Annotated in this window: 13 protein-coding genes and 1 pseudogene; 7 read left to right on the top strand and 7 right to left on the bottom strand. The window is 41.5% G+C overall.

The window, feature by feature from the left end; genetic code table 11:
- The 7 genes and pseudogenes from A7325_RS04545 to dnaA form a co-directional block, all read right to left on the bottom strand.
- Nucleotides 1-188, bottom strand: a pseudogene (locus A7325_RS04545) (IS982 family transposase); the annotation flags it as partial.
- A 114-nt stretch (nt 189-302) separates the two neighbouring features.
- On the bottom strand, nt 303-911 hold the full coding sequence (locus A7325_RS04540; protein WP_068405055.1) for a manganese efflux pump MntP family protein: 609 nt from the start codon (nt 909-911) through the stop codon (nt 303-305).
- Between the two features lie 59 nt (nt 912-970).
- Entirely contained in the window at nt 971-2,452 is a 1,482-nt protein-coding gene (locus tag A7325_RS04535; RefSeq protein WP_068405054.1) for a DUF6880 family protein, read from the bottom strand.
- A gap of 140 nt (nt 2,453-2,592) precedes the next feature.
- The gene (gene gyrB / locus A7325_RS04530; protein ID WP_068405063.1) at nt 2,593-5,127 is read right to left on the bottom strand and encodes a DNA topoisomerase (ATP-hydrolyzing) subunit B; all 2,535 of its coding nucleotides are present in this window, start codon (nt 5,125-5,127) and stop codon (nt 2,593-2,595) included.
- A gap of 658 nt (nt 5,128-5,785) precedes the next feature.
- The gene (recF, locus tag A7325_RS04525) at nt 5,786-7,045 is read right to left on the bottom strand and encodes a DNA replication/repair protein RecF (RefSeq protein WP_068405052.1); all 1,260 of its coding nucleotides are present in this window, start codon (nt 7,043-7,045) and stop codon (nt 5,786-5,788) included.
- Between the two features lie 80 nt (nt 7,046-7,125).
- On the bottom strand, nt 7,126-8,301 hold the full coding sequence (gene dnaN, locus A7325_RS04520; RefSeq protein ID WP_068405050.1) for a DNA polymerase III subunit beta: 1,176 nt from the start codon (nt 8,299-8,301) through the stop codon (nt 7,126-7,128).
- 190 nt (nt 8,302-8,491) lie between these two features.
- Entirely contained in the window at nt 8,492-9,937 is a 1,446-nt protein-coding gene (gene dnaA, locus A7325_RS04515) for a chromosomal replication initiator protein DnaA (protein ID WP_068405048.1), read from the bottom strand.
- 647 nt (nt 9,938-10,584) lie between these two features.
- Between dnaA and rpmH the strand changes: the two genes are divergently transcribed.
- The 7 genes from rpmH (at nt 10,585) to ribD (ending at nt 16,978) form a co-directional block, all read left to right on the top strand.
- Entirely contained in the window at nt 10,585-10,719 is a 135-nt protein-coding gene (gene rpmH, locus A7325_RS04510) for a 50S ribosomal protein L34 (RefSeq protein WP_007394757.1), read from the top strand.
- A 205-nt stretch (nt 10,720-10,924) separates the two neighbouring features.
- Nucleotides 10,925-11,296, top strand: coding sequence for a ribonuclease P protein component (gene rnpA, locus A7325_RS04505; protein WP_068405046.1), 372 nt, complete (start codon nt 10,925-10,927; stop codon nt 11,294-11,296).
- Nucleotide 11,297: 1 nt separating this feature from the next.
- Nucleotides 11,298-11,675, top strand: a complete 378-nt coding sequence (yidD, locus tag A7325_RS04500; protein ID WP_082894288.1) for a membrane protein insertion efficiency factor YidD — start codon at nt 11,298-11,300, stop codon at nt 11,673-11,675.
- A gap of 214 nt (nt 11,676-11,889) precedes the next feature.
- The gene (gene yidC / locus A7325_RS04495; protein ID WP_068405044.1) at nt 11,890-13,572 is read left to right on the top strand and encodes a membrane protein insertase YidC; all 1,683 of its coding nucleotides are present in this window, start codon (nt 11,890-11,892) and stop codon (nt 13,570-13,572) included.
- A 214-nt stretch (nt 13,573-13,786) separates the two neighbouring features.
- A complete protein-coding gene (gene mnmE / locus A7325_RS04490; RefSeq protein WP_068405042.1) occupies nt 13,787-15,232 on the top strand; it encodes a tRNA uridine-5-carboxymethylaminomethyl(34) synthesis GTPase MnmE in 1,446 nt (481 codons plus the stop codon).
- A 108-nt stretch (nt 15,233-15,340) separates the two neighbouring features.
- A complete protein-coding gene (nrdR, locus tag A7325_RS04485) occupies nt 15,341-15,799 on the top strand; it encodes a transcriptional regulator NrdR (protein ID WP_068405041.1) in 459 nt (152 codons plus the stop codon).
- 123 nt (nt 15,800-15,922) lie between these two features.
- Nucleotides 15,923-16,978 (top strand): bifunctional diaminohydroxyphosphoribosylaminopyrimidine deaminase/5-amino-6-(5-phosphoribosylamino)uracil reductase RibD, encoded by a 1,056-nt coding sequence (gene ribD, locus A7325_RS04480; protein WP_068405039.1) that lies wholly within the window; start codon nt 15,923-15,925, stop codon nt 16,976-16,978.
- Nucleotides 16,979-17,441 lie beyond the last annotated feature (463 nt).

Below are 17,441 nucleotides of genomic sequence, written 5' to 3'. Positions count from 1 at the left end.
TAAAAAGACTTAAACTGTCGATACCGCAGTTGATGAAACAGTACCAAGATGGTCATCATCTCTGATACACTTATCTTGCATGCTCTTAGCCGTTGACGGCCCGTTGCGATTAAGTGAGCGTCAAACTCAGGTTTGAATTGCTGATAAAAGTCGTCAATATGGCAGTATAGTTCGGTTAGGTTGTCCATGTAAGAAGTCCTTTTTGCTTAAGTGGTCTTGGTAAACTCACTTTAACAACTTCGGACTTCTTTTTTTATCTTTTTTTTGAGCCCTTATCCCGAACTGGGGTTAAGGTTAATAAACTAGCTAAAAAACATTACTTTTAAGCCAATGAGTATAAGTACTAGCCCACCAAGCGCTTCCGCCTTATCTTCAAGATACGTCCCTGATTTCTTACCCAAATAAACACCAAAAACGCTAAAAATAGCCGTGATAATAGCGATAATGAAACACGCTAACCACGCATTAAGCGCCAACAAATTAAGCGTAAAACCAGCTGCCATCGCATCAATACTGGTGGCAATAGCAAGGGTAAACATGGTGCGATGATTGATATTTTTCTTTAGGTTGTCATTTACAGAAACTGTCTCACTATTTATATGCAGGGCTTTATCTACAACCTCTTCTCCATCTCCAAAAAACACTTCATAAAGCATTTTTCCGCCAAGACCGATAAGGATAAAGCCACCAATCCAAGGTGCAGCCGCAGCCAACCAGCCTAATAAAGCGGCGCCCAATAAATAACCGATCAACGGCATCACGCCCTGCGCAATGCCAAAATACAAGCCCGCATAAATTGCCAAATGCAACACATAACGATGATGTTGTTTTTGTGATTTAGCTCCTAACCCAATCGCAACAGCAAACGCATCCATCGCAAGAGCAATAGCAAGTAATATAACTTCAATCATTTTATTCTTCGCTTATTTCTGCTTATTGCCATAAGTTTCACGTGAAACACTATATCAATCTAATCGTTTACCTTTTCCCAAAAACTACGCTTTTTACCATGCTTGTCTTTAAGGGTAATGACATATTCTTTATGGGTCGCAAGTTCACTGTAAGGCTTAGACGATTTACTAATAACCGTATCAAGTTTGGTTAGACGATCGAAGTAGCGAGCGGCGTGACCATAAGCTTTGCTGCGAGAGCTGTCTAGAATATCGTTAAGTAAAGTGCGGTAAATAATAACTTGAAGTAAATCTGTCTTAGTTGGCAAATCTTTTAACATGCTTGTGAGATCTGTGTAATGCACATCAGCAAACTGGGAATGACGGGCAACTGCAACCTCATTAGCAAGCTCAATCTCTCCTATTTCTAGCAGTAGCGATGTGGCCATAAATACATTTTCTTGTTGTTCTGCCAGCTCATAAGCTCTTTTTCGCCACTTAGATTGCTGAGCAGGACTGGCCACAGCCATGATAGCTTTTAACCGCGAAGGGGTTGATTGTAGCTCAAACGCCTCGCCTAGCACCTCCATGAGCGCGTCGGTATCTTTTTGCATGTGATATATGTGACTCAGCCAATCCAAACGTCTGATCTTATCTAACAGACCATCGCTTTGCCACTCTTCATTTAAGTAGTGTAATGCCTTATCAAAAGCTCTTTGATTTAGCAGAAATGTTAGCAACTCTTCTAATCTTCGAGGATGAACCGGTCTAGTCTCTTGCATCTCAAAGAATATGGTTTCAAAAAAACCCACATCACCTAGCGCCCTTGTTAGGTTTTTTATGGCGATCTCAATTACCATTTTTTCATAGTTAATTGAAAAAGCATCATCACTTAAAGGGCTGTTTTGCCTTTCATTGAGCGTATCTTTAATTGCTTTTTTTGTTTGGATATTCTCACGCTCTTGTTGATAATCACCGATCAATCCACGTATCTCAGTCTCAGATAACAGTTGATCAATATTTTCTAATAAACTATCTTTGGTACCATAATCATTATCGTCAGCCAGCACTTTTACTTTCTTTATCCAAGCTTGACTGAGTATATCGCGCTCATCAACAGGTATGTCTCGCTTTTCTTGCTCATAGCAAGTGCTAGCCACTGCTAGCCAAAATGACGTCAAACTCCTATAAATATCACCGATATAACCGTTGGAATCATCAGCACGTTCTAGGCTAGCATTAGTAGACTCTATAAATAACTCAAGTAACGTCAAGCACTCTTTTGGTTGCTCAGGATAAAGGCTCATTATATCGCTGGCTAAGTGCTGAAGCTCAGTAGCAAATTCACTAGATTCCCAGTAATCTACAAACTTCCTTCGTCTTCTAAGTCCTTTTAGTGTAGTGGTTAACTTTTTTATAAGTTTAGGTTTATCTGATTGTAATAGCAGACGCTCAATTTTTTTATCGAGCATTTTATCTATACCATACACCTCAGAGACAAAATCAATTAAGGTCTTTTTTGATAGTTGTGACAAATACTTCTTTTGTTCTGCGTTTAGCATAGTATTCCCTTCACTATTTTATTGATAATATTTCACATGAAAAAAGCCACCTTGCGAGCAAGATGACTTTATACCAATAAACAATTATATTCAAACTTCAAAACTATAACTTCAAGGTCTATAAACTAAAAGCTTAAAAGCTAAATATCCAAATTAGACACGGTCAGCGCATTCTCTTCAATGAAAATACGACGTGGCTCGACATGGTCACCCATTAGGCAGGTAAACATATGGTCAGCGGCAATCGCATCTTCAATTGTCACGCGTAACATACGGCGGTTTTCAGGATCCATGGTGGTATCCCAAAGCTGATCAGCGTTCATCTCGCCCAGCCCTTTATAACGCTGAATCGCCAAACCACGACGCGCCTCAAGCATCATTTGTTGCCAGAGATAATCAAAATCGCGTACTGGGATATCTTTGGTCGTACCTGCGCTTGCTTCACGGCGGATAAAGGCATCTTCTGCAAGCAAGGTATTCCATTCAGCGGATAAGCGCAGCAGCTTGGTATACTCACCTGAATTGATAAAGCTGGCATCTAACAAATAATGATGCGCCAATTGATGCACATAAACAGTGATACGCGGTAACCATTGAGCTTTGGCAGATAAAGAATCACTGTCATCAGCAGATGTTTCACTTTCATCAAGTTCTACCACTGCGGTCATACCCAATAAATCAGCAGCGGCAGCATCCATATTCTTTGGTTGCGGCGCATGGATATTGACCAGTTCAATCTCAGGATTTAAATCACTACCAAAGTGCTCAAGCTGTGTTTGTAATGACGCTTTCCACGCTTCCATTACTGACTTATCATAAGTCATATCGGTGCTAAGCTTCGGCGTATGCGTCAATGCATCCAATAATACTGCAGGATAACGAATCTGCAAACGCGCTTTGATAAGCTGGGTTTGGTTATAGTCATTGAGCAAGGTCTCAAGCGCTTGACCAGTAATAGCCGGCGCATCAGCACTGATATGCAACTTAGTATTATCGATTGTCGAGGATAATAAATACGCTTTTAAGGCTTCATCGTCTTTTAAATACAGCTCTTGACGACCTTTTTTTACTTTATAAAGTGGTGGCTGGGCGATATAAATATAACCGCGCTCAATCAATTCTGGCGTTTGACGGAAGAAAAAGGTCAACAGCAGCGTACGAATATGCGAACCATCGACGTCCGCATCGGTCATGATGATGATTTTATGATAGCGTACTTTGTCCGGATTATATTCATCCGGGCCAATGCCGCAACCAAGCGCGGTAATCAAGTTACCGACTTCAGCAGATGACAGCATTTTGTCAAAACGAGCACGCTCAACGTTAAGAATCTTACCTTTTAGGGGCAAAATTGCTTGGGTCTTACGGCTACGACCTTGCTTAGCTGAACCACCAGCAGAATCCCCTTCCACAATATAAAGCTCTGATAATGCCGGATCTTTTTCTTGGCAATCTGCCAATTTACCCGGTAAACCTGCGATATCTAGCGTGGTTTTACGGCGGGTCATCTCGCGAGCTTTACGCGCCGCATCACGCGCACGCGCCGCATCGATAATCTTATTGGCAATTGCTTTACCGGCACTTGGGTTTTCAAGCAAATAGTCGTTAAACTTATCATGCATGGCCGATTCAACGGCAGATTTCACTTCGCTCGACACCAGCTTATCTTTGGTCTGACTGGAAAACTTAGGATCAGGTACTTTTACCGAGACAATCGCTGTCAAACCTTCACGCGCATCATCACCCGTGGCGACGATTTTCTCTTTTTTGAATAAGTTTTCGCGATCCATATAGCTGTTAAGACCGCGCGTCAAAGCTGAGCGGAAGCCAGATAAATGCGTCCCACCATCACGCTGTGGGATATTATTGGTAAAACACAATACTTTTTCGTTATAGGTGTCCGTCCACTGTAGCGCCACTTCGACACTGATGCCATCGTCTTGCTCGCTGGTGAAATGAAAGACTTCATTGATACCGTCTTTGCCCGCATTGATGTAGCTGACAAATTCTGACAAGCCGCCCTTGTGCTCAAACTCATGACGCTTATCGATGCGCTCATCGGTTAGGACAATGCGCACGCCAGAGTTTAAAAATGATAACTCACGTAAGCGTTTGGCTAAAATATCGTACTCAAAAATGGTACCAGTAAAGACATCGTTACTTGGATAAAAACGGATTTGCGTACCGGTTTTATCGGTCGCCTCCATCTGCTGAATATCGGCATCAGGAACGCCATCGGTATAGGTTTGATGATAATGATAGCCTTCGCGCCAAATATTCATCTCAAGCTTTTTAGACAAGGCGTTTACAACTGAAACACCGACGCCGTGTAGGCCGCCCGATACTTTATAGCTGTTGTCATCAAATTTACCGCCAGCATGCAGTACGGTCATAATAACCTGTGCTGCCGATACGCCCTCTTCTGGATGGATATCCACAGGGACGCCGCGACCGTTATCCATGACACTGACCGACTCGTCTTCATGGATAATGATATCAATTTGGTCGCAATGACCAGCCAGCGCCTCATCGATAGAATTATCCACCACCTCAAAGACCATATGATGCAAGCCGGTACCATCATCGGTATCACCAATATACATACCCGGACGTACGCGCACCGCTTCTAGTCCGCGCAATACACGAATATCTTTGGAGCTATAATCAGAGGGCATTCCTTCAGGGGCTGCAGCAGGCGCAGTAATCTCTACAGCGCTGTCGCTCATCAATTGTTCGTGGTCGGTAGGTAATGAATCACTCATGTGTATTCCTTAATCTAGCCATTATCAGCTATATGTCATCTGCTCACCACAATGGCAACGCTCGACGACGTTATCTTAAATTTAACGTTTCATGGTCAAAATATGTAGTTATAGAGTTAGCAAAAGTTTTATCAGAAGTCGCCTAAAAGAAGATAAAACAGTAATAAAAAAGTGGACTTAAATACAGCCAATTTCTCAAAGACTGTTTTTAATATACGCTGTCATTTCTTTTACGTTTCATTAAAACAGCTTAGAAATAAGCATATATCTATCAAGCACTTAGAAGCTGAATATTATCAAAAAACCCTTAAACAATACTGATAAAAATTTATAAGATAACTTGCTGAAAACAGGGCAAAAATAAAGCTCTATTTTAACATTTTTCTGGCGCTAAGTCACTGTTTACTGACAGTTTTCTCGGTATCAAGCAAGTATTTTAGCAAGATCACTTTTCTACTACACCCACAAGCATAACAATGAAATTTTTCGGAAAATATGAAGTGTGGTTGATAAAAATGAAGCCCAAACTTAGCTGATATTCACCATCAAAACCAGTTTATAAAAGCGTTTTTTATAAACGTATTAGGCTTCCTTGTTTCACGTGAAACACGTTAGGTTCTGACCAATACTCATGCACCAACGGTAAGATATCTTCGGTTAAGCTGGTCATAAATACCTGACATGGCAGCTGCGCCAATGTCGACAACAGAATCTCTATCGCCCTAGCATCAAGTTCAGCGGTAATATCGTCTAGTAGCACTATTGGCGTAGCTCGCGCTTTGTTATGGTCATTTGGCAAAGTCGCACTATTACTCCCTTTCTCTATAACAATTGCGTTCTTTTCATCATTAAGCAATAACGGTAATTGTGATAAACGTAGAGCGGTAATTAACAGTTTTTTCTCGCCGCGAGAGAGAACGTTAGCGGCCTGTTCTTTTATAGTCGGTAGTTTGGCCGCAGTGTCTGCTTTTTCTATAGTTGTCGGTGCTGCGATTGCACTGCTGTCTGCCTCGTTGTTAGCAGGCTCTGATAAATCACTAGAGCGCCAATGCACATGAATATCGGCGCGGTGATTACCTATCCGTGTATAACCCAGCTGCAAATCCTGCTCCAAACGCTCGTTAAGCTGGATATCTAGCGGGATATTGGTGTCGTAGCCAGCGTTATAGCTTAAACTTAGTTGCTCAGCGTAGGTAGGCAATAACTGCGTGATACTCTTCGCAAAGTAAGGCTGCCAATCGCTAAAGACTCGCTCACGATAATGATGAATAAGAGCCGCATGACTAGCAAGCCCTTTGTCCCATGATTTTAACTCAGTAAGCTGCACTGGCGTTAAGTGACGGCTCTTTTTTAGCAAACTATTGCGCTGTTTTAGCAAACGCTGATAAGCGACCCATTGCGGATGAAAACCCTGTTTCATGTGAAACACTAGCCAATCTAATAGCTGCCGGCGACTGGCACTGCCCTGCTCTAACATATCCATCGATGACGGATCTATTAGTAATGTGGGTAGTTGCTCTGTTAAAATGCTTTGGTTATAAACTGTGGTTTGATTCAGCCGTAGAACCGTCGTTGCATCCGCTTGTTTTTGAATAGCTAAGGTACTGCCATCATTGAGCTTAGCGTGTACCGTTGCCGCATTTTGATGGTGCTGAATATAGCGTTTAGGCTGATGATGGCGGAAGCTTTTACCTCTTGAAAGCAAGAATATCGCTTCAAGTAACGAGGTTTTGCCACTGCCATTTGCACCGATAATAACGTTGCAAGCAGCAGTATTTAAACTGATCTGGGTTAGATTACGCAGGTGTGAAATTTGTAGACGTTCAATCATAAGGGTGACAGCCGCCTATATTACGCCCACTATTTAGTAAGCAAAAGTTTATTACTGTTATTTTTCATAAGGTCACCAAGTTATATACGCATAGGCATAATAACATACTGATGAAAGTCATCATTGAGCTGATTGACCAATACCGAGGCATTGGATTGGCTCATATGCATTTGCAAATCACCTTGAATCACGCCCAAAACGTCTTGTAGATACGCCGCATTAAATGACAACTCCATCGGCTCGCCTTGGTACTTTGCTTGTATCATCTCGACTGCCTCGTCTTGCTCAGCATTATTAGCACGAACTTCTACCATGCCATCACTGGCAAAATTAAACACCACACCGCGAGATTTCTCATTACTTAAAATTGCCACACGGCGCAGCACATCAGTCATTTTTTCTTGGTTAAATAGTGCCAATTTATCTGTATTACTTGGCATGACACGGCGATAATCCGGGAATTTACCATCGATAAGACGCGCGGTAAAGGTCACCATTAAATCATCACTCACCTGCCCTGTACTATCCACATCACCAAAGGGTAAGCTTACTTGTAAGAATTCACGGCCAAAACTCAATGTCACAGCGTTATCTTTGTCGCCCAGCATCTTGCCAAGCTCAGAAGCCAAACGCTCAAGCTCAATCACCGCTTTACGCGGCAAAATCGCTTGCATACTTAAGTCGCTACTGACATCAATAGCACTACGCGCTAACGCCAATCTATGGCCGTCAGTCGCAACCGTAGTCAGTTGCTGCTGTGACACATCAAATAGCATACCAGTCAAATAGTAACGAACATCTTGGATAGCCATTGCAAATTGGGTTTTATGAATTAAGTCGGTCAAACGACTACGACTGATAGTCAAAGGTGTGATATTTTCAGGATTACCAAGACTTGGATAGTCTTCGCTTGGTAATGTGCCTAAAGTAAAACGACTTTTACCACTGGTCAGCAGGCAACGCTCATTTTCTTGAGTGGTCAGATTGACCTGCGCTTGCGACGGCAATGATTTACAGATGTCTCTGAGCTTTGTGGCAGGTAATGTGGTGGTACCTGCTTCGATACAGGCACCAGCAGGCAATTTTAATGTCGATGTCAGCTCTACTTCTAAGTCAGAAGCAGTTAAAATAAGCGCCCCCTCAGACAATTGCAGCTTAATATTGCCCAAGATAACCATGTTGTGGCGCTTATCGGCGGCCTTGGCAATCAAGTTAATGGCTTTTAGTAACGACTCTCGATTAATCGATAATTGCATGCTTAGTTACTCTTGTTTATTAGTTGCTCTTATTAAAAGAATTTTTATACGTTTTTAAATCATAGGGTTTTAAAATAATGGCTTAATAATACCTTGTCTACTGATGATAATCCATACAGCGTCTGTCCGCTAATCATTAAAATATTATAAATCATATCGACTCGTGACAACATTATGACGCCATAAGCTTCTAACCCGCTTGCAACATCAAGGCAAGCGTTTTGTAATCCTTATCAAACGCGGGGTCAGCGGCGCGTAGCTCATTGACCTTATCACAAGCATGCATCACTGTCGTGTGGTCGCGTCCACCAAATGACTGACCAATCTCAGGAAAGCTATCACTGGTTAATTCGCGTGATAACGCCATCGCTATTTGTCGTGGTCTAGCAATGCTGCGCGTACGTTTACGACCCATGATATCTTTTACGCTTACATCGTAGTATTCGGCGACCACTTTACGAATATTATCCATATTTACCGCTTGCACACGCATCGCAACGATATCTTTTAGGGCGTATTGCACCATCTCAAGTGTAATGGGCGCTCCCGTCAAGTTGGCATTGGCAAACACTTGGTTTAGTGCACCTTCTAATCGCCTGACATTAGAAACCACGTTTTGAGCGATGAATAGGGCACACTCTTTAGGCAGGCTCATGCCGTACGATGCCGCCTTTCTTTGTAAAATTTGTACTCGAGTGTCAATCTCAGGTGGATCTACTGCAACCGTCAAACCCCAAGAAAAGCGCGACCTGAAACGCTCGTCAAACTCCGTCATTTGTGATGGATGACGATCTGATGCCAGAATCAGTTGCTTATCACCGCTGGTAAAATCTGCAAATAAGGTTAAAAACTCATTACTACTTTTTGTTTTACCAGCTAATACATGAATATCATCTACAATTAATAAATCTACTTTTTTTATTTTCTTTTTAAAATCTTCTATTTTATTATTTCTTAATGAATAAACTAATTGATTAATAAATTTTTCGGAAGTGAAATAGTAGAAAGTTAGATTATTTTTTAAATAGCGATGCGCTACAGAATGCATTAAATGCGTTTTTCCCAAACCAGAAGGTCCGTATATAAATAAAGGATTGTGACGATTTTTTGATTGGCGTTTTCCAAGCTCGTAACAGGCCTTATAAGCTAAGTTATTAGACTTACCAGTGACAAAGGTTTCAAAGGTGAAGTCAGGATTCAGATAGCTTAATGATTTGGCATCGGCAGACTCAATCAGTTCTGCATGACGCATATTGGCATCGATATCCGCTCTAGCAATATCATTATGCGTGCTTTGAAAGTTGTAATCAGCAGGGGGAGGGGAGGGCTGGTCTTCTTCAAACAATGAGCCTGACTGGGCCAGATTACTATCAACCATCTCACGGCCAGCATTATCAACACGTACAATAACGGCTTCAATACTACCTTGGCTATGTTTAGCAACCAACTGCTCGATGTCGTGTAAATGATTCTTTTTGATATAGGTTACAAAGTAATCATTAGGAGCAAGAATAATCAAGCTATTGGCTTCTTGATGAGCAGATAACGGTCTCAACCACATCGTAAAGACATTATCTTTAACATGATAACGTAAGTCGTTTAGGCATTTATCCCAAATAGTTGCTGTATCAATCATGAAAAATACTAACCCCATAGTCCAAGGTAATCGGTCAAAAGAACGTCGTTTTTATAGTGTAAATCTAACAACTTTAAGCCCCAAAAAGCCTCTTTTCTTAACAAAGATATCTTATGGTCACATAACTTAAAATCATACATCTAGTAGGGCGCTAATCTAACACAAACAGCCTGTGGATAATACCTCGTTTTTTGTGGATAAGACTGTGGATAGTTTTGTGGATAAGTATATATCATGAGTTATCCATATTTCACCCACAGGTTATCCACAACCTTACCCATAGCCTATCGTATTGATAAAAAAGTAAAAAAACAAGTTAACCTCAGATAATACGATCCCCAATAACAACAATACTTATATATATTAATAGTTAATTATTATAGAGTTCGGCACAAACTGTGGATAAGTTTTAAAAATTGATTATCAAAATAGTTTTTCTAAAAGATGATTTGGGTCTACTGATATGAGTTTATTTAACTAAATCTCTTAGCTGTAAATATCTCATTACGGATAAATATAAGAAAACTCACTCTGTTGTAAAATCATCTGTATAAAAACAGAGCAAATTAGTTCATTGACCAAAATACTATGCGGTGGTATAATCCTCCGCTATTACGAATTTAGTCCATTATTTTGATAGGTGAGTTATGAAACGTACATTCCAACCAAGCGTGATCAAGCGTAAACGTACTCACGGTTTCCGTGCACGTATGGCAACCAAAAAAGGCCGCCAAGTCTTAGCTCGTCGCCGCGCTAAAGGACGTCATCGCCTTACTGTATAATTAATCAGTAGATTGCGATAAGCATGGCCGATAGTGCTTGTTGTGTTTCTATTATTTTATAGATTGCGATCGTCAAGCATCACAACTGTCACTTAGCCATATATTAAAAGCGCCCACATCGGCGCTTTTTTTGTCTCTATACTTTGTTATTCTTTCTACGCTATTATCTCTGCTAGTGTTATTAGCTCTTATATTAGGTTGTATTATGCCCAATACCGTTTCAGCGCCCCCTAACGCTCGCTTTACCAAAGCGCAGCGCCTGCTCACGCCTTCGTCCTTTCGCGAGGTATTTGACGCGCCTGAGCGCAAGCTGCATCAGAGTCATTTAATGGCATTTGTACGTAGCAATCATTGTGAACAGCCTCGAGTCGGTATGGCCATTACCAAACGTAAAGTACCGACGGCTGTCACACGAAATTTAATCAAACGCCATGTTCGTGAGCAGTTTCGTATAAAGGCAAGTCACTTAGAAAACAAAGATATTGTATTTATTGTTAAAAAGTCTATGAAGCAATTAAATAATAAAGAAATAATAAATGAAATTAATAATATCTTTAAAAAAATAGAAAAAAAATAAAATGAATTACTTATTAAAAGTTATAAATAATTTTTTTTATAAAATATTTTATTATTTTATTGTTTTCTATCAAAGAATAATAAGCCCTATTTTACCTGCGCGCTGTCGTTATTATCCAACTTGCTCAAATTATGGTAAACAAGCTTTAGCATGGCATGGGGTTTGGTCGGGTAGTTGGCTATTATTAAAACGTATCAGTAGCTGTCATCCGTTAGGCGGACATGGCATCGATTTTGTGCCACTCCCTTTGTCTTCTTATCATTATCAATATATATCGCCTACGACGACACCAGCTTATGATAAATCGCAAAGCTGGTATGTTTATAAAGATACTAAGAGCTATGTGGCTCGCCTAAATTATCTAATGAAGTCGATATAAACTTTATTATCGACTAAGCAGTTGTGGATATCTTTCAGGTTACCCACAAGTTATCCACACGCTTGTATCATTTAGAGCGGTTTTTTAGTAAAATGATGAACATTTTATGTGATTGACTGCTGGTATGACTGCTAAGGAAAGGGTTTGATACTGTGTGGTGGTCATGACACATGCCTGATTTTTCATTCCCTAATTTTTAATCTAGGAAAGGTTTATGCAAAAGATATTTCGGGTGATGATCATCATTGCGATGCTAATCACCGCTTATCTGCTGATTTTAGCATGGCGAGATGATTATGCCGATGCACCAGCTGTAGACGCGGTACCAGAAACGTCAACATCGGTAGGTGCTGATATTCCTGCTACCACTGGCGCAGCAGGTGACATTCCAGCACAAACGCTACCAGTTGATGCGGGCGCTGTGGCAGAGGCACCTGCGACCAATACGGGTCTAATCACGGTCACAACCGATCGCTATGACATTAAAATCAATCCAGAAGGCGGGGATATCGTTTATGCGGCGTTAAAGCAATATGATGCCACACTCAATAGCGAAAAACCTTTTGTGTTGTTAGAAAATAATAGCGGTCGCGTTTATGTGGCGCAGTCTGGTCTTATCGGTCCAAACGGTATTGATACCGCCGAAGGTCGCGCCAAATATAGCCACGCTGCCAATAATTATGTGATGGAGAAAGGTCAGCAAACGTTATCAGTACCACTTACCTATCAAAAAGATGGCGTGACGGTTACTAAGACCTTTACTTTCACCCAAGATAAATATCCGATTGATATCAGCTATCAAATTCAAAACGCTTCTGCCAATCCTTGGCAAGGACAGATGTTTGCGCAGTTAAAGCGTGACGATAGTAAAGACCCCGGCATGTCTGATAAAGGCGCGCTAAGCATGGCGACGTATTTGGGCGGCGCTTGGGGCACACCTGAAGATCCTTATAATAAGTTAAAATTTGGTAAATTTAACGATGGTGAGTTGACTACGACCAGTGATGAAGGTTGGGTTGGTATCGTTCAGCATTACTTCGTTTCTGCTTGGACGCCTGAAAACTTTACGGGTAAGTTCTTTAGCCGTGAAACGGGCAATGATTACTTTATTGGTTTTAACAGTCAACCTGTTAATGTGGCACCAAACAAGCAAATTACCTTAAAAGCAACTCTCTATGCTGGTCCAAAAGTACAGTCTGAGCTAAAAGAAGTGGCAGTAGGTCTGAATCAGACCGTCGATTATGGATTGCTGTGGCCAATATCAAAAATATTATTTGCGATTTTGGATGGTATTCATAAAGTTATCGGCAACTGGGGCTGGTCAATTATTCTATTGACGCTGTTGGTTAAAATCGCCTTGATGTGGGTATCTAATAAAAGCTACTACTCAATGGCGAAAATGCGGGCTATCGCCCCAAGACTGGCGGCATTAAAAGAAGAACACGGCGACGATCGCATGAAAATGTCGCAAGAAATGATGGCAATTTATAAAGAAGAGAAAGTCAATCCGATGGCGGGTTGTTTACCTATTCTGATGCAAATGCCGATTTTCTTGGCCTTATATTGGGTATTGGTTGAAAGTGTTGAGCTGCGTCATGCGCCTTGGATACTGTGGATTCAAGATTTATCAGCGATGGATCCATGGTTCATTTTACCGCTCTTAATGGGTGCGTCGATGTTTATCCAGCAGCAACTAAATCCGCAGCCCGCTGATCCAATGCAAGCTAAAGTGATGAAGTTTTTACCGATTATCTTCACTGCGTTTATGCTGTTCTTCCCCGCAGGTTTGGTGCTATACTGGACGGTGAACAACTTATTTAGTATGACCCAGCAGTACATCATCAACCGCAAGGTTGAAGAAGAACAAAAACGTCGTACCGTCAAAGTTCTGGATTAAATAAAGTTCAAGTCTAAAAAACCATCGCTACGGCGGTGGTTTTTTTATGTATGAAAGAGAATGCTTTTCTTATGTTAATAAACAAGGAAAATAGCTATATAACCATACTTTAGGATTTTAATAATCTACTCGTTGAAGTTTGCTTTGTCAGTGCCTGCTAAGCCGTCTATAATGGGGTTTTTGCTTATTGAGAGTGATTGTGGATTCTTTAAAGATGGCACTAGCCGCCGATAATTTGGATGAATCACCTAAAAATTCTAATATATCTGGCCTTCCGACCATTGCGGCGATTGCTACACCGCTTGGGCGTGGTGGCGTCGGGGTTATTCGTCTGTCAGGCGCGCGTGCTTACGATATCGCTTGTCAGCTTACTGGTAAGTCGACTTTCACGCCGCGTATGGCCAGTTTTTGCCGTTTCTATCAGGCTGATGGCACGACCATTGATGAAGGTTTGGTGCTGTACTTTAAAGGTCCGCACTCGTTTACTGGCGAAGATGTGATTGAGCTACAAGGTCACGGCGGCATGATTTTACAAAATCAGCTGCTAGCACGCGTGTTTGAATTGGGCGCAAAACAAGCGGGCGCAGGAGAGTTTTCTTACCGTGCTTTTGATAATGACAAATTGGATTTGGTACAAGCAGAAGCCATTGCTGATGCGATTGATGCTACCAGCGCCGCCGCTGCCAGTAGTGCGATTCGCTCACTTAGTGGTGAGTTTTCACAAAAAATTAATCAGCTACTTGAGCAATTGATTCATCTGCGCTTGCACGTCGAAGCGGCGATTGATTTCCCTGATGAAGAAGACGTTGATTTCTTATCTGATGGCGTTATTCAAGATAAGCTTGAACAAACCCAATCCAAAATACAGCAAGTGCTAGCGACCGCCAAGCAAGGTCAGCTATTACGCGACGGTATTCATGTAGTGCTTGCTGGCAGACCAAATGCGGGTAAATCAAGCTTGTTGAATCGTTTGGCAGGGCAAGAGCGTGCTATCGTGACCGATGTCGCTGGGACAACACGCGATACCCTGCAAGAAACCGTCGTGCTTAACGGCTTAACCTTGCATTTAACCGATACTGCAGGTCTGCGCGAGACTGAAGATACGGTCGAGCGTATCGGTATTGAGCGTGCGCGTAAGGCGATTACGCAGGCTGATATGCTGCTGATGGTTTATGACGTGACTCGTGACCTTGCAAGCGATAGCACGCCATTACAACTGGCTGAACAGCTATTTGGCGAGTTGCCAGAAGCCAAGCGCTTACTGATTATTGCCAATAAAAGCGATTTATTAAACGATAACAGCAGTAAAGAAAGAATCGCCACTTCACAAGCAGAAATAAAAAATCGTGGCTATGAGCAGGTCAATGTTTCATGTGAAACAGGCACAGGAATTGATGATTTGATTGAAACCTTATGTGCTAAAGTAGGTTTTCATCCGCCAGAAAATAGCTTAATCGCCCGTACACGTCATTTGGACGCGCTAAGACGTACCGCTGATTCGTTAGTAGAAGCACATGAGCAGCTGACGGTGTTTAAAGCAGGTGAGTTAGTGGCAGAAAGCCTACGCCAAGCGCAGCAAAGTTTGGGAGAAATTACGGGTGAATTTAGCGCTGATGATTTATTAGGAAAAATCTTTGGTAGCTTTTGTATTGGTAAATAACGAGTAAAAGTCTGCTTCTTTATCTGCATAGTAAAATTATCATTTTTTAGAAAATTTAGTTTTATCAATAATTATATTCGCCCTCACTATTAACCTAAGGAAAAGCGTATGCATTGCCCATATTGTAATGCGTCAGATACCAAAGTTATCGACTCACGGCTAGCAGCTGATGGCGCGCAAGTACGGCGCCGCCGCTCATGTAATAGCTGTCAGGAACGCTTTACGACCTTTGAAGTGGTAGAAGTAGTGATGCCGCGTATTATCAAATCAAGTGGCAAAATTGAGCCTTATGACAATGATAAATTGCGCCGCTCGATTTTATTGCCCTTACAGAAGCGCCCAATTACTATTGATGAGCAAGAAGCGATGATTAGTCGTATCGAAAAGCGCGTACGCCAAATGGGTGAGCGCGAGGTAAGCAGTAAGGTTTTGGGTGAGATTATTATGAGTGAGCTTAAAACGCTCGATGATGTCGCTTATGTACGTTTTGCCAGTGTCTATCGTGATTTTCAAGATATCGACGCTTTTCATCAAGAAATTGCCAATATTCGCCCAAATGAAAAATAGGCTGATGTAAGTATCAATATCTTGGTAAAGCCAATTTAATCCTTAGCAATCTTTGTAATTTAAAATTGCTTAACTTATTGAATGATTATAAAACGTTTCCTACCCTTTATTAAGTACGCCTTTATGTCGAACTCAAATTATTCTCAAGACGCCAAAGACCGCTATTTTATGATGCTCGCCGTTGAGCAGGCGAAGCATGGTCTGTATACCACGCGTCCCAATCCAGCGGTCGGCTGTGTGATTGTGCAAGCAGATGAAGTAGTCGGCCAAGGCTTTCATCCGAAAGCAGGGCAGCCGCATGCTGAGGTATTCGCCTTAAAAGATGCGGGCACGCGCGCGATCGGTGCGACCGCCTATGTGACTTTAGAGCCTTGTAGTCATACCGGACGTACACCGCCTTGTGCCTTGGGTCTTATCAAAGCTGGAGTGGAGCGTGTTGTCATTGCCGGTCTCGACCCCAATCCACAGGTGGCTGGTCGCGGTGTGAAACTTTTAGAACAAGCAGGCATTGCTGTTACCGTCGGCGTGCTAACCGCGCAAGCAGAAGCTTTAAATAAGGGTTTTTTAAAGGCGATGCGTAGCCAAATGCCTTATGTTAGTCTTAAGATTGCTACCAGTCTTGATGGCCGTACGGCGATGGCATCCGGTGAGTCAAAGTGGATCACGGGTACAGCAGCGCGCGAAGATGTACAGAAACTGCGTGCGCAAAGCGGCGCTATTATCACAGGCAGTGAAACGGTCATCATTGATAATCCGCAGTTAAATGTACGCTCTAGTCAGCTAGGTATTAATCCTGAACATGTGCCATCGCCTAAAATAGTGATACTCGATAGACGAGGGCGATTAGAATACGATTTACAGTCTGACTATCAGCTATGCCAGAGTCCAAAAACTCTTTATTGGCGTGAAGAAAGTTTAATTGAGTTATTAAAGAACTTAGTGAGTGAACATCACTGTTATGACGTCTTAATAGAGGCGGGCGCAAACGTTGCAGGGAGCTTTTTACAACAGCAACTGGTGGATGAGCTCATTGTTTATCAAGCACCGTGCTTATTAGGGAGTGAGGCGCGTCCTATGGTTGCTGTCAATCCATTATCGTTAGCGCAGCAGCTACGTTTTGATATCCACGGTCATGAGCAGCTTGGTTCTGATCTTAAGCTTACCTTATTACCTTTATAGTCGGCGTTATAAATGCCTTGTCTTTCAATATTTTATCCACAAGATTAAACCTGTATACACTATACGTGGATAAATAAAGTAGTTTTATCGAGGTTTCACATGAAACTGTGTATAACTTTGTTTCACATGAAACTTATCAGTAATTTTTAATAATATTTTAAAGCTATAAGTCATTTATAATCAATAACTTACATGTATAATTTAAGTGTAGTAAATAATTATTAAAAAACAGACTTATTGTGGATAACTCTTTAGAAACCAAGACTCTCATACTACTACTTCTTAAATCAACGCTAGTTATCCACAGTTTATCCCCTGCGTCTTTTTATTAACGCTAATTTTACAGTAAGCGCTATAAATAGCTTAAATATTAATAGCGATTATCGTTATTGATTTTGAATGAAATAATAGGCTCAAATAATATATGCTGCCTTTAACGGCAATAAAAAATACCAAGAGGTTA

Source organism: Psychrobacter sp. SHUES1, from assembly GCF_001652315.1.
Taxonomy (GTDB): domain Bacteria; phylum Pseudomonadota; class Gammaproteobacteria; order Pseudomonadales; family Moraxellaceae; genus Psychrobacter; species Psychrobacter faecalis.
Note: the sequence above shows the minus strand (reverse complement) of the source record. Positions and strands in the feature narration are given on the sequence as shown.

Coding starts and splice junctions, on each gene's coding strand:
- A7325_RS04540 (WP_068405055.1), bottom strand. CDS start 911: ATGATTGAAGTTATATTACTTGCTATTGCTCTTGCGATGGATGCGTTT.
- A7325_RS04535 (WP_068405054.1), bottom strand. CDS start 2,452: ATGCTAAACGCAGAACAAAAGAAGTATTTGTCACAACTATCAAAAAAG.
- gyrB (WP_068405063.1), bottom strand. CDS start 5,127: ATGCCCTCTGATTATAGCTCCAAAGATATTCGTGTATTGCGCGGACTA.
- recF (WP_068405052.1), bottom strand. CDS start 7,045: ATGATTGAACGTCTACAAATTTCACACCTGCGTAATCTAACCCAGATC.
- dnaN (WP_068405050.1), bottom strand. CDS start 8,301: ATGCAATTATCGATTAATCGAGAGTCGTTACTAAAAGCCATTAACTTG.
- dnaA (WP_068405048.1), bottom strand. CDS start 9,937: ATGATTGATACAGCAACTATTTGGGATAAATGCCTAAACGACTTACGT.
- rpmH (WP_007394757.1), top strand. CDS start 10,585: ATGAAACGTACATTCCAACCAAGCGTGATCAAGCGTAAACGTACTCAC.
- rnpA (WP_068405046.1), top strand. CDS start 10,925: ATGCCCAATACCGTTTCAGCGCCCCCTAACGCTCGCTTTACCAAAGCG.
- yidD (WP_082894288.1), top strand. CDS start 11,298: ATGAATTACTTATTAAAAGTTATAAATAATTTTTTTTATAAAATATTT.
- yidC (WP_068405044.1), top strand. CDS start 11,890: ATGCAAAAGATATTTCGGGTGATGATCATCATTGCGATGCTAATCACC.
- mnmE (WP_068405042.1), top strand. CDS start 13,787: ATGGCACTAGCCGCCGATAATTTGGATGAATCACCTAAAAATTCTAAT.
- nrdR (WP_068405041.1), top strand. CDS start 15,341: ATGCATTGCCCATATTGTAATGCGTCAGATACCAAAGTTATCGACTCA.
- ribD (WP_068405039.1), top strand. CDS start 15,923: ATGTCGAACTCAAATTATTCTCAAGACGCCAAAGACCGCTATTTTATG.